Here is a 14,836-nt window from a genome sequence, read left to right as displayed (position 1 = left end):
CCGCGCGCCACGCGACGGGCCCGGGTGCGCCCGGTGTGGCGCTCCGAGGGCCGGGACTGCGGCGGTGCGCTGTCGGTGCCGGTCCGTACCCTGGGCCGCGTGCCAGCCCCCCGTGCGACCCCGGCAGCGGACCGTCCCGACACCGCGCTGGTGCGCCGCGCGCGCAAGACCGACCGCGTGCTGGCCGACACCTATCCCGACGCCCGCTGCGAGCTCGACTTCGACAACCCCTTCGAGCTGCTCGTCGTGACGGTGCTGTCGGCGCAGACGACCGACCGGCGCGTCAACGCCGTGCGCCCCACCCTCTTCGCCGCCTACCCCGACGCCCGGGCGATGGCGCAGGCCCCGCGCGACGACCTGGAGCGCATCGTCGGCCCGCTGGGCTTCTTCCGCGCCAAGACCGAGTCGCTGCTCAAGCTCTCCGCCGCCCTCGTCGCCGACCACGACGGTGAGGTGCCGCCCCGCCTCGACGACCTCGTGAAGCTCCCGGGCGTCGGCCGCAAGACCGCCAACGTCGTGCTCGGCAACGCCTTCGACGTCCCGGGCATCACCGTCGACACCCACTTCGGGCGCCTCGCCCGACGCCTGGGCTGGACCGACGAGACCGACCCGGTGAAGGCCGAGCACGCCGTCGGGGCGCTCTTCCCCAAGCGCGACTGGACGATGCTCAGCCACCACCTCATCTGGCACGGCCGCCGTGTCTGCCACGCCAAGGTGCCCGCCTGCGGTGCGTGCACGGTGGCGCGCTGGTGCCCGTCGTACGGCGTCGGCCCGACCGAGGCCGAGGCGGCGCAGAAGCTGGTCAAGACCCAGGGCCCCGCGTGAGGCTCCGCGCGGTGGCGGCGGCCGTCGTGCTCGCCCTCGCGCTCGGCGGCTGCGGCGGCGGGGAGCCGGCCGGCGACGTGTCCCGCGACCTCACCGCCCCGACCTCCGGCGGTCGCCTGCCCGACGTGCGCCTCGCCTCCCTCGACGGCGACGACGCCCCGGCGCTCGACCTCGCCTCGCTGCGCGGGCCCGTCGTCGTCAACCTCTGGGCGAGCTGGTGCGGGCCGTGCAAGGCCGAGCTGCCGATCTACGCCGACTTCGCCGAGCGGCACGGCGACCGGGTCGCGGTCGTCGGCGTCGACTACGAGGAGACCTCCGTCGACGCCGCCCGCGCCCTGGCCGAGCGCTCCGGCGTGACCTACCCGCTCTACGCCGACCCCGACGGCGAGCTGCGCGCGGTCGCGCTGCCCAAGCTGCTGCTCGTCGACGAGGGCGGCGAGGTGGCGCTCGAGCAGTACGTCGAGATCACCAGCCGCCGGCAGCTCGAGGACCTCGTGGGCGAGCACCTCGGGGTGCGGCTGTGAGCGGCGCGCGGGAGCGGTCGGCCGGGCTGCCCGACTGGCTGGTGCCCCTGCGCGACGGCGCCCAGGAGATCACCGCCGCCGAGCTCAGCCGGTTCGTGCCGCCCGAGGACGCCGACGCGCGCCAGGGTGCGGTGCTGATGCTGTTCGGGGAGGGGCCCGACGGGCCCGACCTGCTGCTGACCGAGCGCTCCCACGCGCTGCGCTCGCACCCGGGGCAGATCTCCTTCCCCGGCGGCAGCGTCGACCCGACCGACGACGGCCCGGTCGCCGCGGCCCTGCGCGAGGCCGAGGAGGAGACCGGGCTCGACCCGGCCGGCGTCGAGGTGCTCGCCACCGTGCCCGAGCTGTGGCTGCCGCCCAGCAACTTCGCCGTCACCACCGTGCTGGGCTGGTGGCGCGTGCCCAGCCCGGTGGGCGTGGTCGACCCGGGCGAGGTCGCGCAGGTGCTGCGGGTGCCGGTCGACGAGCTGCTCGACCCCGCACACCGCTTCACCGTCGTGCACCCCATGGGCTACCGCGGGCCGGGCTTCGCGATCGGTCCGCGCAAGGACCTGCTGCTGTGGGGCTTCACGGCCGGCCTGGTCAGCCGGCTCTTCGACTTCGTGGGGCTGACGCGTGACTGGGACGAGACCGTCGAGCGTCGGCTCCCCGACCGGATGCTGCGCGTGCGCCAGGATGGGCCGCGATGAACGTCCTCGACTGGGTGCTGGTCGCCCTCGTGCTCGCCTACGCCGTCTCCGGCTACTGGCAGGGCTTCGTGACCGGCGCGTTCAGCACCGTGGGTCTGCTGCTCGGCGGGCTCGGCGGCATCTGGCTCGCCCCGGTCCTCCTCGGCGACGCCGCCCCGTCGCTGTGGGTGTCGCTGGGGGCCCTCGTGGTGGTGCTGGTGGCGGCGTCCGTCGGCCAGGCCGTGCTGCAGCTCTTCGGTGCCCGCATCCGCGACGCCATCACCTGGCAGCCGGTCCGCGCCGTCGACGCGATCGGGGGAGCGGCGCTGAGCATGGCCGCGGTGCTGCTCGTCTCCTGGATGCTGGGCGTCGCGATCAGCGGTTCGCGCATCCCCGGCATCGGCCCCCAGGCGCGCGACAGCGAGGTGCTCTCCCGGGTCAACGCGGTGATGCCGGCGCAGGCGCAGGAGGTGCTGCGCGCCTTCGACTCCGTGGTCGGCTCCAGCTTCTTCCCGCGCTACCTCGAGCCCTTCGCCCGCGAGCGCATCGTCGAGGTCGGCCCGGCCGACCGCCGCGTGCTGCGCGACCCCGAGGTCGTCGCCGCCGCCGACAGCGTGCTCAAGGTGCGCTCGGCCAACCGGTGCGGCAGCGGGGTCGAGGGCACCGGCTTCGTCTACGCCCCCGGGCGCGTCATGACCAACGCCCACGTCGTCGCCGGCGTCGACGAGCCCCGCGTCATGGTCGACGGGCAGCCCACCGCCGCCCGGCTCGTCCACTACGACCCCCGCGTCGACGTCGCCGTGCTCGAGGTGCCGGGCCTCGAGGCCCCCAGCCTGCGTTTCGGGCTCGGCGGCGAGGCCCGCCAGCAGGGTGCGGTGCTCGGCTTCCCGCAGGACGGCCCGTACGACGCCCAGGCCGTCCGGGTCCGCGACCAGCAGCGCCTGCGCAGCCCCGACATCTACGGCCGCGGGGCGGTCACCCGTGAGGTCTTCTCGCTGCGCGGCCTGGTTCGACCCGGCAACTCCGGCGGCCCGGTCGTGTCCACCGCGGGCCGCGTCATCGGCGTGGTGTTCGCCGCGTCGGTCAGCGACCCCGACACCGGCTACGCCCTGACCGCCCGGCAGGTCTCCGAGGCGGCGGCCCAGGGCCTCGACGCCTCCACGACCGTCAGCTCGGGCGACTGCGCCTGACGCAGGGGTCGAGCCGGCATCCGTCGGTCGAGCCTGTCGCGACCCTCGCGGTCGGCTCACCGGGTCCTTCGAGACGGTCGCTGCGCGACCTCCTCAGGAACCATCTCGAGGCTCCCCGTCCGGTCCCTCCTCCGTCGGGTCCGGACGACTCGCACCTCGACCTCCCAGCGCTGCCGCCGCTTCGTTCCTCAGCGGCGGGCGCTGTGACTCAGCGGCGGGTGGACTGACCCTTCAGGGCAGCGGGGATCTGCTTGCCCTGCTCGATCGCGCGCTTGGGGGGGCCGACCTTGCGGATCTTGGTGTAGCCGACGAAGCCGAGCACGCCGGCCAGGACGACGTACAGCGCGAAGACGATGAGGAAGCCCCACGCCAGGTCGAGGCCGGTGAAGGAGATGAAGTGGGCGATCGCCACCGAGAGCATGATGATTGCGAGCAGGCCGAGGAAGGCCGCGACCGCGAACAGGGCGATCGAGATGCCGCCGGCGCGCACCGAGACCTTGAGCTCCGACTTGGCCAGGGCGATCTCGGAGCGGATCAGGCCCGAGACGTCACGGCTGGCGTCGACGACGAGCTTGCCGATGGTGGGTTCGTCGGGGACGACGGGCTCGCGGTGTGCCATCAGGTGCCTTCTCGCATGGGTTCAGGGACGAGGGAACCTTACCCAGGTGTCCACCCCGGGTGCCGCGTTGGCCACCAGTCGTCGACAGGTGCGAGACTCGACGTCCGGGAGGGGAGTATTCCCGGCAGCGACGCGTTCGTCATCACGGTCAGGCAGCCCTGACCCGGACGCGCCGGCCACCGCGAGGTGGTGGAAGAGACCTCCGGACCTCGCCTGCGCACTCGCAGGCGATCGCGAAAGGCACGCTCCTTGGACCTCCACACCCTGTTGCCCCTGGCCACCGAGGCCGCCGGCTCCACCGAGCGGATGGACGTCTCCACCCTCGTGTGGACGGTGACCGTCGGCGTCACGGTGGCGGTGCTGCTGTTCGACATCGTCGTGATCGGCCGCCGCCCGCACGAGCCCTCGCGGCGCGAGGTCTCCGTCGCGCTGGGCATCTACCTCTCGCTGGCCGTGCTGTTCGGGATCTTCGTGTGGGTCTCCTACGGCCACCAGTTCGGCACGCAGTTCTTCGCCGGGTGGTTGACGGAGTACTCGCTGTCGATCGACAACCTCTTCGTCTTCATCATCATCATGGCGAAGTTCAACGTGCCGAGGCAGTACCAGCAGACCGCGCTGATGGTCGGCATCGTGATCGCGCTGGTGATGCGCGCGATCTTCATCGCCGTCGGTGCAGCCGCCATCGAGCGGTTCTCGTGGGTCTTCTACCTGTTCGGCGCGTTCCTCATCTACACCGCCATCAACCTGGTGCGCGAGGCGCTCAGCGACGAGGACGACGACGAGCTGCCCAAGGTCGTCACGTGGGTGCAGAAGAAGCTGCCGGCGACCGAGGAGTGGCACGGCACCAGCCTGTTCGCCCGCATCGACGGCAAGCGGCTGATCACCCCGATGTTCCTCGTCATCATCGCGCTCGGCATGACCGACCTGTTGTTCGCGCTCGACTCGATCCCGGCCATCTACGGCCTGACCCAGGAGCCGTTCCTGGTCCTGACGGCCAACATCTTCGCCCTGATGGGCCTGCGGCAGCTCTACTTCCTCATCGGCGGGCTGCTCAAGCGGCTGGTCTACCTCTCCTACGGCCTGTCGGTGCTGCTCGCGTTCATCGGCGTCAAGCTGATCTTCCACGCGCTGCACGAGAACGAGCTGCCGTTCCTCAACGGCGGCGAGCCCTTCCCGCAGCCCTGGCTCGAGATCCCGACCCTGGTCTCGCTCGGTGCCATCATCGGCATCCTCGTCGTCACCGCGGTGGCCTCGCTGGCCAAGACCGGCCTGCGGGGCGCGCCCGACGGCGAGGGCACCGCCCCGACCGACGACGCCGACGCGACGCCCGACTCGACGTCCGACTCGACGCCCGGTTCCGAGCGCCGCTGACGACGTGGCTCAGCTGCGGCGCGGGGCGTCGCAGCTGGGCCGCTCGCCGGCGCCGTGGACGACGGCGGTGAGCACGCGGCGCACGTCGGCCAGGTCGCCGTGGGCGGTCGCCCAGTCGGCCTCGATCTCGGTGAACAACCGCACCACGACGCACTGGGCGCGGCGACCCTGCTCGGTCAGGGCCACCACCCGGGCCCGCTGGTCGGTCGGGTCGGGCGAGACCTCGAGGTAGCCCGCTCGCTCGAGGTGGGCGACCTGCTGGCTCACGGCCTGCTTGCTGACCCCGCAGCGGTCGACGAGCTGGCTCGCCCGGGCGGGGCCGTCGGCGAGGTGGCGCAGCACGTTGCGGGCGTGCGCCAGCGAGAGGGTGGGGAACCCGGCCGCCGCGACGCGGTGGTCGAACTCGCGCTCGTAGACCGCCTCGGCCTGCCCGAGCAGCGCGACGAGCGGCACGGAGCCGGTCAGCAGCGGTGCCTCGGACGGGGTGGTGGCGGTGGTCACAGCACCATCGTACGCCCCGCTTGGTCAACGAGTTGACTTTCGCCTGGCGGCGGAGCAGAGTGATGGTCAACGACTTGACCAACTCTCGCGAGGAGCTTCCTGTGCACGTCCTCACCCTCGTCGGCAGCCTGCGCTCCGGCTCGTGGACCGCCGCCGTCACCGACCACCTGCTCGGACGCCTGCCGCAGTCGGTCACCCGCACCGACGTCGCCCTCGGCGACCTGCCGCACTACTCCGAGGACCTCGACACCGACGAGGCGCTCCCCGAGGCCGTGCGCGCGCTGCGCGCCGAGCTCGAGCGCGCCGACGTCGTCCTCGTCGCGACCCCGGAGTACAACGGCTCGCTGCCGGGCGCGCTCAAGAACGCGCTCGACTGGGCCTCCCGCCCGCGGGGCGCCGCAGCGCTCGCCGGCAAGCCCACCGCCGTGCTCTCCGTCAGCCCCTCGCCGCGCGGCGCCCAGTGGGCCCGCGAGGACGCCGTCAAGGTGCTCGGCGTCGCCGGGGCCGAGGTGCTCGCCACCGCCGTCGGCGTGCCCAACGTCAACCGTGCCCTCGAGGAGGACCTCGTCGTCGACGAGCAGGTCGACGCCGACCTCGACGCCCTCGTCTCCACCCTGCTCGACGCCGGCCGGCAGGCGCGCTCCGCCGCCTGAGCGGGCCGGGGCCCGTCGTACGACGCAGCACGGCCCGCCATCCCCAGTGGATGGCGGGCCGTGGTGGTCTCGACAGGCTCGACCGGCGAAGGGGCTCGACCGGCGACAGGCTCGACCGGCGAAGGGGCTCGACCGGCGAACGGACTCGACCGGGGAGGGGGCGGTCAGCCCTCGTCCTTGCCGCCCTTCATGCCCTGGCCGATGAGGTCCATGACGGTGGAGTCGGCGAGGGTGGTGACGTCGCCGACCTCGCGGTTCTCGGCGACGTCGCGGAGCAGGCGGCGCATGATCTTGCCGGAGCGGGTCTTGGGCAGCTCGGGCACGACCATCACCTGGCGCGGCTTGGCGATGGCGCCGATCTCCTTCTGCACGTGGCTGCGCAGCTCCTGGATCAGCGAGTCGGGGGCCTCCTCGCCGTCCTCCAGCGCCGACTCGCGCAGGATCACGAACGCGCAGACGGCCTGGCCGGTGGTCTCGTCGGTGGCGCCCACGACCGCGGCCTCGGCGACCTTGGGGTGCGAGACCAGGGCCGACTCGATCTCGGTGGTCGAGAGCCGGTGGCCGGAGACGTTCATGACGTCGTCGACCCGGCCGAGCACCCAGACGTCGCCGTCGTCGTCCTTCTTGGCGCCGTCGCCGGCGAAGTAGTAGCCCTGCTCGGCAAAGCGTGACCAGTAGGTGTCCTTGAACCGCTCGTCGTCGCCCCACAGCGTGCGGAGCATCGAGGGCCAGGGCTCCTTGACGACCAGCAGGCCGCCGGAGCCGTCGGGCACCGACTGGCCCTCGTCGTCGACGACGTCGGCGACGATGCCGGGGATGGCCTTCATCGCCGAGCCGGGCTTGGCGTGGGTGACGCCCGGGAGCGGCGAGATCATGATCGAGCCGGTCTCGGTCTGCCACCAGGTGTCGACGACCGGGGTGCGCGAGCCGCCGATGGTCTCGCGGTACCAGACGTAGGCCTCGGGGTTGATCGGCTCGCCGACCGAGCCGAGCAGCCGCAGCTTCGAGAGGTCGTACTCGGCGGGGACCTCGTCGCCCCACTTCATGAAGGTCCGGATCGCGGTGGGCGCGGTGTAGAAGATGGTCACGCCGTACTGCTGGCAGATCTCCCACCAGCGGCCCTTGTGGGGGCTGTCGGGCGTGCCCTCGTACATCACCGAGGTCGCGCCGTTGGCGAGCGGGCCGTAGACCATGTAGCTGTGGCCGGTGACCCAGCCGATGTCGGCGGTGCACCAGTAGACGTCGGTGTCGGGCTTGAGGTCGAAGACGCCCCAGTGGGTGTACGCCGACCCCACGAGGTAGCCGCCCGTGGTGTGCAGGATGCCCTTCGGCTTGCCGGTCGTGCCGGAGGTGTACATGACGTAGAGCGGGTGCTCGCTGTCGAAGGCCTCGGCCTCGTGCTCGGTCGACTGCGAGTCGACGAGCTCGTGCCACCAGACGTCGCGGCCCCCCTCCGACGCAGGGTTCCAGTCGACGTCCTCACCGGTGCGGCGTACGACGAGCACCGTGCGGACGTTGCCCGCCTTGTCGGCCGCCTCGTCGACGGCGGGCTTGAGCGCAGAGGGCTTGCCGCGGCGGTAGCCGCCGTCGGCGGTGACGACGACCTGGGCGTCGCAGTCGACGAGCCGGTTGGCCAGGGCGTCGGAGGAGAAGCCGCCGAAGACGACGGTGTGGGGGGCGCCGAGGCGGGCGCAGGCGAGCATCGCGATGACGGTCTCGGGGATCATCGGCATGTAGATCGCGACCCGGTCGCCGGTCTGCACGCCCAGCTCGACGAGGGCGTTGGCGACCTTGCTCACCTCGTCCTTGAGCTCGGCGTAGGTGATGTCGCGGGTGTCGTCCTCGGGCTCGCCGACCCAGTGGAAGGCGACCTTGTCGCCGCGGCCGGCCTCGACGTGCCGGTCGACGCAGTTGTGCGCCGCGTTGAGCTTGCCGCCGACGAACCACTTCGCGAACGGCGGGTTGCTCCAGTCGAGCACCTCGCTCCACGGCTCGGCCCAGTCGAGTCGCTCGGCCTGCTTCTCCCAGAACCCGAGCCGGTCGGACTCGGCCGCGTCGTAGTCGGCCTGGGTGAGGTTGGCCTGCTCGGCGAGCTCGGCCGGCGGCTCGAAGCGGCGCTCCTCGTGCGAGAGGTTGGCCAGGGTCTGGTTGTCGGGCATGTGGTCTCAGCTCTCCTCGTGCGGGTGGCAGGTGACACGGCTCACGCCGCTGTCGAACGTACTAGCAGCGGCGCCCGCCGACGACCCCTCCTCGGGGGTCGTCGACGGGCGTCGTCGGTGGGTCAGTGCGACACCGCCCCCTCGGCGCCGGCGCCGGTGAGCGCCCGCACCTCGAGCTCGGTGAAGCGGTCCTCGGCGGCCGGCTCCCGCGAGCTGATGGTGCCGAGGAAGCCGAGCAGGAAGCCGAGCGGGATCGAGACGATGCCCGGGTTGTTGAGCGGGAAGATCGCCCAGTCGCTGTTCGGGAACAGCGACGTCTCGGCGCCCGAGGTGACCGGCGACAGCAGCACCAGGCCGACGGCGGCGACCAGGCCGCCGTAGATGCTCCACGTGGCGCCGCGGGTGTTGAAGCGCCGCCAGAACATGTTGTAGAGGATCGCCGGCAGGTTGGCCGAGGCCGCGACCGCGAAGGCCAGGGCCACCAGGAACGCGATGTTGAGGCGCTGCGCCGGGATGGCCAGCACGATCGCGATGGCGCCGATGACGATGGCCGCGATCTTGGCGACCCGTACCTCGGCCTTCTCGTCGACCTTCTGGTCCTTCTTGAACACGCCCTTGTAGAGGTCGTGGGCCACCGACGACGACGAGGCGAGCGTCAGGCCCGCGACGACGGCGAGGATGGTCGCGAAGGCCACCGCCGAGATCAGCGCCAGCAGGATGGCGCCGCCCAGCGAGCCCGCACCGCCACCCACCTCTCGCGCGAGCAGCGGCGAGGCGAGGTTGCCCGTCGCGCCGGCCTCGGTGATGTCGGGCAGCAGCGCCGCGGCGCCGAAGCCGAGCACCAGCGTCATCAGGTAGAAGGCGCCGATCAGGCCGATCGCCCACAGCACCGACTTCCGCGCGTCCTGCGCCGTCGGCACGGTGTAGAAGCGGATCAGGATGTGCGGCAGGCCGGCCGTGCCGAGCACCAGCGCGAGACCCAGCGACAGGAAGTCGATCTGCGAGGTCAGCGTGGCGCCGTACTGCAGGCCGGGTTGCAAGAAGGCCTCGCCCTTGCCGGACTTGTCGGCAGCGTCGCCCAGCAGCGCGGAGAGGTTGAACTTGTACTCCAGCAGCACCAGGAACACGATCAGCGCCGATCCGGCCATGAGCAGGACGGCCTTGATGATCTGGACGTAGGTCGTGCCCTTCATGCCGCCGACGGTGACGTAGAAGATCATCAGTGCGCCGACGCCGACGATGACGATGTTCTTGATGACGGCGCTCTCGACGCCGAGCAGCAGCGCGACGAGCGTGCCCGCGCCGACCATCTGCGCCAGCAGGTAGAAGATCGACACGACGACGGTCGAGGTCGCCGCCGCGGTGCGCACCTTGCGCTGGTCCATGCGGAACGCCAGCTGGTCGGCCATCGTGTAGCGGCCGGCGTTGCGGAGCATCTCCGCCACCAGCAGCAGCGCGACGAGCCAGGCGACGAGGAAGCCGATGGAGTACAGGAAGCCGTCGTAGCCGTAGAGCGCGATGGCGCCCGAGATGCCGAGGAACGACGCCGCCGACATGTAGTCGCCGCCGATGGCCAGGCCGTTCTGGAAGCCCGAGAACGACCGGCCGCCGGAGTAGAAGTCGGTGGCGGTCTGGGTCTGGCGGCTCGCCCAGATGGTGACGCCGATGGTGACGCCGACGACCGCGAGGAACAGGACGGTGGTGATGACCTGCTGGTTCATCGACGGGCCTCCTTGGCGTACTCCTGCTCGAGGCCGCGGGCCAGCGGGTCGAGGTTCTTGCGCGAGAACCGCGCGTAGACGAAGGCGATGGCGAAGGTCGTCGCGAACTGCAGCAGCCCGAAGACGAGCGCGACGTTGATGTTGCCCACGAGCTCGATGTCCATCAGCCCGCCGCCCCAGTTGGAGAGCACGACGTAGAGCAGGTACCAGACGAGGAAGGCGATCGTCGCCGGGAACACGAACCCGCGGTAGCGCTTGCGCAGCTCCGCGAACTCCGCGGTCTCCGACAGTCGGTCGTAAACGGGGTGGTGCCGGGCGGCCTGGTCGGGCGCGCCGTCGGGCGGGGTCTCGGTGGCCATGGGCTTTCACGCTCCTCGGGGTGGTGCGGGCAGGCGTGTGACGCCCGTCACCGTGCCAGCGTCGTACGCCGCCTGGCGAGGCCCGCGCGCCCGTCGCTCGGTGGACGGCCCCACCTCGTCGCCGAGCGGTCGTTCCCGCACGACGAGCGGTCGGCTCGCCGCGCCCCTCGTGACGCCCGCTCGTCCCTCGCGGGCTCCTCGGGGACCGGCACGTCGGGGGGCCGAGACCCGCCCCCCGAAGAGGGTGCGCAGCAACCGCCCTGCTCCCTGAGGAGGGTGCGCCGCAACCGCCCTGCTCCCTGAGGTGCGAGCGGAGCGAGCCACGAAGGGGCGGCCCTTCGAGACAGGACTTCGTCCTTCCTCAGGGACCAAGGCCGAGGGACTTCGTCCTTCCTCAGGGACCAAGGCCGAGGGACCTCGTCCGTCCTCGGGGACCAGGGGTCAGCCGCGGTCGAGGGCGACGGTCTCGGGGGTGTGGAGGCGGACGAGGAAGCGGGTGGCGTGGGTGGGGACGCGGTGGCGGGTGGCGCGGGAGACGACGACCATCGTGAGGAAGGCGAGCGGCACGGCCCAGGCGGCGGGCTGGGCGACGGCGGAGGCGAACCACCCGGTCGTCCGGTCGGTGAGCAGGTTGTCGAGGACGGCGGCGCCGGTGAGCAGGCCGCCGACGGCCATGCCGGCGAGCGCGCCGCGGTCGGTCAGGCCGCGCCACCAGATGCCGAGCAGCAGCAGCGGGCAGAAGGTCGCCGCGGCCATCGCGAACGCCAGCCCGACCACGGTCGCGACGCTGGCCTCCCGGGTCAGCAGCGACACGGCGAAGGGCACCACCACCGCGAACACCGCGGCCACCCGGAAGGCGGTGACGCCGGAGAAGCGCCGCGAGGTGACGTCCTGCGTGACCACGCCGGCGACGGCGACGGTCAGTCCCGACGACGTCGCGAGGAAGGCCGCGAAGGCCCCGCCCGTGAGCAGCGCCAGCAGCAGGTCGCCGCCGACGCCGCCCACCATCCGCTCGGGCAGCGCGAGCACCACGCTGTCGGCGTCGCCGCCGACGAGGTCGGGGGCGTAGAGGCGGCCGAGGGCGCCGTACACCGGGGGCAGCACGTAGAAGCAGCCGAGCAGTGCGAGCACCGCGAGCGTCGTACGACGCGCGGCCCCGCCGTCGGGGTTGGTGTAGAAGCGCACGACGACGTGGGGCAGGCCCATGGTGCCGAGGAAGGTCGCGACCATGAGGGAGTACGTCGAGTAGAGCGGGTGGCCGGTGGCGGAGTCGATCGGGTCGGCCCACTGCACGCCGGTGACCCCGGCGACGTCGACCGAGGCCGGCGAGGTGCCGCCGTCACCGAGCCAGACCAGGACGAGGAAGGCGAGCGGGACGATCAGCGCGGCGAGCTTGAGCCAGTACTGGAAGGCCTGCACGAAGGTGACCGAGCGCATGCCGCCGGCGAGCACGTTGAGCAGCACGACCACGGCGACCACGAGGCCGCCGGACCACTCGGGCAGCCCGGTGGCGGCGCCGAGCGCGACGCCGGCGCCCTGGAACTGGGGCAGCAGGTAGAGCCAGCCGATCGCCACCACGAGCAGCGACGAGGCGCGTCGTACGGCGCGGGAGTCGAGCCGGGCCTCGGCGAAGTCGGGCAGCGTGTAGGCGCCCGAGCGACGCAGCGGGGCGGCGACGAGGCAGAGGAGCACGAGGTAGCCGGCGGTCCAGCCGACCGGGTACCACAGCATCTCGGCGCCGTAGGCGAGCACGAGCCCGGCGACGCCGAGGAAGGAGGCGCCCGAGAGGTACTCGCCGCTGATGGCGAAGGCGTTGAGCCGCGGGCGCACCGAGCGCGAGGCGACGAAGAAGTCGGACGTCGTGCGCGAGAGCCGCAGCCCCCAGGTGCCGATCGCCAGCGTCGCGGCCGTCACGAGAACGAGGCCGACGAGGCCGGGCACCAGGTCGCCGCCCACGCTCACGCCTCGTCGCGGGGGTCGGCCGGGCGCTGCAGCACGCGGGCGAAGGCGCGCTCGTTGCGCTCGGCCACGCGCACGTAGCGCCAGGCCAGCAGCACCAGCACCGGGTAGCAGCCGAAGGCCAGCAGGCCCCAGCTCACCGGCATCCCGAGCAGCTGCCAGCGGGTCAGGGCGGGCACGAGCGCGAACAGCAGCGGCAGCGCGCCGACCGAGACCACGAGCAGGGCGAGCACCCTCAGGCCCGCGCGCAGCTGGGCGCGGAGCAGCGCCTGCAGGTAGATCTCGCCCACGTCGCTCTGGGCGTCGATCTCCGAGGCGGCCGTACGACGCTTCGCCGTGCGGGGCCGCTCGGTCCAGGGGCTGGTGACCCGCACCCGGGGCGGGGTCGGCCCGGTCACGAGCGCCGCCCGACGAGCAGGGCGCGCAGGTCGCGGGCGTGGCGGCGGCTGACGGTGAGGTCGCGACCGTCGACCACCACGACGGTGCGGCCGGCGTCGCTGCGCAGCTCCTCGACGTAGGCCAGGGCGATGAGCAGCGAGCGGTGCACCCGGACGAAGCCGGCGGCCGCCCAGTCCTGCTCGAGCTGCGTGAGCGGGACGCGCACGAGGTGGCTCTCGTCGGCGGTGTGCAGCCGGGCGTAGTCGCCCTCGGCCTCGACGTAGCGGATCTCGCCGCGGGGCACGAAGCGGGTGACGCCGCCACGCTCGACCGCGACCTGGTCGTCGGCCTCCTCGGCGGGGCGCGGCGGCGGGGGAGCGACCTGGGCGAGCACGCGGCGTACCGCCTCGGCCAGGCGCGCCTCGCGCACCGGCTTGAGCACGTAGTCGACGGCGTCGAGGTCGAAGGCCGCGACCGCGTGCTCGTCGTGGGCGGTGACGAAGACCAGCGCCGGTGGGGTGCGGAACTGCGCGAGCACCTCGGCCAGCTCGATGCCGGACAGCCCGGGCATCTGGACGTCGAGGAAGACGGCGTCGACCTCGCGCTGGCGCAGCACCCGCAGCGCCTCGGTCGGGGAGTCGGTGCCGTGGACCTCGCCGACCCGTTCGTCGCGACCGAGCAGGAACTGCAGCTCGTCGAGCGCGGGTGCCTCGTCGTCGACCACGAGGACGCGCAGGAGCGCGGTCACGACGCCACCCCCGGTGCGAACTTCGGCACCCGCAGCGTGACCCGGGTGCCGGCGCCCGGGGCGGTCTCGACGACGAGCCCGTGGGCGTCGCCGAAGGTCGCGCGGAGCCGCTCGTCGACGTTGGCGAGCCCGACCGAGTCGCCGGTGTGCTCGCCGGCCAGGACCCGGCGGATCCGCTCGGGGTCCTGCCCGGCCCCGTCGTCCTCGACGCTGATGACGCACTCGCGGTCGACGTCGCGGGCCTCGATGCTCACCAGCCCGGCTCCGGCGCGCGACTCCAGGCCGTGCCGCACGGCGTTCTCGACGAGCGGCTGCAGGCACAGGAACGGGATGCTCACGCCGAGCACCTCGGGGGCGACCTGCAGCCGGACCTGCAGGCGGTCTCCGAAGCGGGCCTGCTCCAGCAGCAGGTAGCGCTCGATCGAGCGCAGCTCCTCGGCGAGCGTCGTGAACTCGCCGTGCCGGCGGAAGGAGTAGCGGGTGAAGTCGGCGAACTCGAGCAGCAGCTCCCGCGCACGGTCGGGGTCGGTGCGCACGAAGGAGGCGATCGCCCCGAGGGAGTTGTAGATGAAGTGCGGGCTGATCTGCGCGCGCAGCGCCCGCAGCTCGGCCTGGGCGAGCCGGTGGCGCTGGTCGTCGAGCTCGGCGAGCGCGACCTGCCCCGCGACCCAGTCGGCGACCTCGTCCACCGCGCGCAGCAGGGGGGCGCCGAGGTCGTCGGTGAGCGCGACGAGCGCACCGGCCGTGTGGTCCTCGACCACCAGGGGGCTCGCGACGGCCTGCCGCACCAGGCAGCCCTCGTGGTCGCAGGCGACCTCGTCGCGGGTCGCGACCACGGTGGCGCCCGTGCGCACCGCCCGCAGCGCCAGCGCCTCCGCCTGGTCGGCGTGGTGCTCGCTGACCAGCCCCGCGTAGCCGAGCAGCCGGTCGCCGTCGGCGATCGCGACGGCAGCCGTGCCGAGCAGGCTGCGCAGGTGGGGCAGGGCGCGCCCGACGGTGCCCGGGGCGAGCCCGGCACGCAGCGCGGGCGACGCGAGCGAGGCGGTGTGCAGCGTGCGGAAGGTCGCCTGGTCGGCGTCGCTGGCCAGGCTCCGCGCCCCCGCGCGCTGCCGGCCCACCCCCGGGAGCAGCCGGCGGCGCCGGGCGTCGTCGACCACCGCG

The 14,836-nt window shown here is 72.9% G+C and carries 15 protein-coding genes; 6 read left to right on the top strand and 9 right to left on the bottom strand.

The window, feature by feature from the left end; genetic code table 11:
- The first annotated feature begins 99 nt into the window (after positions 1-99).
- From nth to ACYU8I_RS00480, 4 genes are read left to right on the top strand one after another with little or no spacing between them, the layout of a single operon-like run.
- Complete coding sequence (gene nth / locus ACYU8I_RS00495; RefSeq protein WP_460836340.1) at positions 100-825, top strand: endonuclease III; 726 nt, start codon at positions 100-102, stop codon at positions 823-825.
- Positions 822-1,349, top strand: a complete 528-nt coding sequence (locus ACYU8I_RS00490) for a TlpA family protein disulfide reductase (RefSeq protein ID WP_460836338.1) — start codon at positions 822-824, stop codon at positions 1,347-1,349. Before nth ends, ACYU8I_RS00490 begins: the two co-directional genes overlap by 4 nt.
- Complete coding sequence (locus ACYU8I_RS00485) at positions 1,346-2,038, top strand: NUDIX hydrolase (RefSeq protein ID WP_460836337.1); 693 nt, start codon at positions 1,346-1,348, stop codon at positions 2,036-2,038. The genes ACYU8I_RS00490 and ACYU8I_RS00485 overlap by 4 nt, the downstream gene beginning before the upstream one ends.
- Positions 2,035-3,207: a MarP family serine protease gene (locus ACYU8I_RS00480; protein ID WP_460836336.1), complete on the top strand. Its 1,173-nt coding sequence runs from the start codon at positions 2,035-2,037 to the stop codon at positions 3,205-3,207. The genes ACYU8I_RS00485 and ACYU8I_RS00480 overlap by 4 nt, the downstream gene beginning before the upstream one ends.
- Before the next feature lie 208 nt (positions 3,208-3,415).
- Here the strand turns inward: ACYU8I_RS00480 and ACYU8I_RS00475 are convergent, their stop codons facing one another.
- Positions 3,416-3,826 (bottom strand): phage holin family protein, encoded by a 411-nt coding sequence (locus ACYU8I_RS00475; RefSeq protein WP_460836334.1) that lies wholly within the window; start codon positions 3,824-3,826, stop codon positions 3,416-3,418.
- A 306-nt stretch (positions 3,827-4,132) separates the two neighbouring features.
- Here ACYU8I_RS00475 and ACYU8I_RS00470 point away from each other — a divergent pair, with 306 nt between their 5' ends.
- Complete coding sequence (locus ACYU8I_RS00470) at positions 4,133-5,197, top strand: TerC family protein (RefSeq protein ID WP_460836593.1); 1,065 nt, start codon at positions 4,133-4,135, stop codon at positions 5,195-5,197.
- Between the two features lie 9 nt (positions 5,198-5,206).
- On the opposite strand, the gene ACYU8I_RS00465 is transcribed toward ACYU8I_RS00470, so the two are convergent.
- Complete coding sequence (locus tag ACYU8I_RS00465; protein WP_460836330.1) at positions 5,207-5,698, bottom strand: MarR family winged helix-turn-helix transcriptional regulator; 492 nt, start codon at positions 5,696-5,698, stop codon at positions 5,207-5,209.
- Positions 5,699-5,799: 101 nt separating this feature from the next.
- On the opposite strand from ACYU8I_RS00465, the gene ACYU8I_RS00460 reads away from it, so the two are divergent.
- Entirely contained in the window at positions 5,800-6,351 is a 552-nt protein-coding gene (locus tag ACYU8I_RS00460) for an NADPH-dependent FMN reductase (RefSeq protein WP_460836329.1), read from the top strand.
- Between the two features lie 164 nt (positions 6,352-6,515).
- Here ACYU8I_RS00460 and acs read toward each other — a convergent pair whose 3' ends face one another.
- From acs to ACYU8I_RS00425, 7 genes are all read right to left on the bottom strand, one after another.
- On the bottom strand, positions 6,516-8,510 hold the full coding sequence (gene acs / locus ACYU8I_RS00455) for an acetate--CoA ligase (protein ID WP_460836328.1): 1,995 nt from the start codon (positions 8,508-8,510) through the stop codon (positions 6,516-6,518).
- Between the two features lie 122 nt (positions 8,511-8,632).
- Positions 8,633-10,231, bottom strand: a complete 1,599-nt coding sequence (locus ACYU8I_RS00450; protein ID WP_460836327.1) for a solute symporter family protein — start codon at positions 10,229-10,231, stop codon at positions 8,633-8,635.
- Positions 10,228-10,590, bottom strand: coding sequence for a DUF485 domain-containing protein (locus ACYU8I_RS00445; protein WP_460836326.1), 363 nt, complete (start codon positions 10,588-10,590; stop codon positions 10,228-10,230). The genes ACYU8I_RS00450 and ACYU8I_RS00445 overlap by 4 nt, the downstream gene beginning before the upstream one ends.
- Before the next feature lie 441 nt (positions 10,591-11,031).
- Positions 11,032-12,552, bottom strand: a complete 1,521-nt coding sequence (locus ACYU8I_RS00440; protein WP_460836325.1) for a sodium/solute symporter — start codon at positions 12,550-12,552, stop codon at positions 11,032-11,034.
- Positions 12,549-12,947, bottom strand: coding sequence for a DUF485 domain-containing protein (locus ACYU8I_RS00435; protein WP_460836324.1), 399 nt, complete (start codon positions 12,945-12,947; stop codon positions 12,549-12,551). Before ACYU8I_RS00435 ends, ACYU8I_RS00440 begins: the two co-directional genes overlap by 4 nt.
- A complete protein-coding gene (locus ACYU8I_RS00430; protein ID WP_460836322.1) occupies positions 12,944-13,675 on the bottom strand; it encodes a LytR/AlgR family response regulator transcription factor in 732 nt (243 codons plus the stop codon). Before ACYU8I_RS00430 ends, ACYU8I_RS00435 begins: the two co-directional genes overlap by 4 nt.
- A complete protein-coding gene (locus ACYU8I_RS00425; protein WP_460836321.1) occupies positions 13,672-14,832 on the bottom strand; it encodes a sensor histidine kinase in 1,161 nt (386 codons plus the stop codon). Before ACYU8I_RS00425 ends, ACYU8I_RS00430 begins: the two co-directional genes overlap by 4 nt.
- Positions 14,833-14,836: the final 4 nt, after the last annotated feature.

The organism is Nocardioides marmoraquaticus (assembly GCF_054777915.1).
The sequence above is the reverse complement of the archived record's forward strand: the minus strand, read 5'-3'. Positions and strand labels throughout refer to the sequence as shown.

Coding starts and splice junctions, on each gene's coding strand:
- ACYU8I_RS00470 (WP_460836593.1), top strand. CDS start 4,133: ATGGACGTCTCCACCCTCGTGTGGACGGTGACCGTCGGCGTCACGGTG.
- ACYU8I_RS00450 (WP_460836327.1), bottom strand. CDS start 10,231: ATGAACCAGCAGGTCATCACCACCGTCCTGTTCCTCGCGGTCGTCGGC.
- acs (WP_460836328.1), bottom strand. CDS start 8,510: ATGCCCGACAACCAGACCCTGGCCAACCTCTCGCACGAGGAGCGCCGC.
- ACYU8I_RS00445 (WP_460836326.1), bottom strand. CDS start 10,590: ATGGCCACCGAGACCCCGCCCGACGGCGCGCCCGACCAGGCCGCCCGG.
- ACYU8I_RS00480 (WP_460836336.1), top strand. CDS start 2,035: ATGAACGTCCTCGACTGGGTGCTGGTCGCCCTCGTGCTCGCCTACGCC.
- ACYU8I_RS00475 (WP_460836334.1), bottom strand. CDS start 3,826: ATGGCACACCGCGAGCCCGTCGTCCCCGACGAACCCACCATCGGCAAG.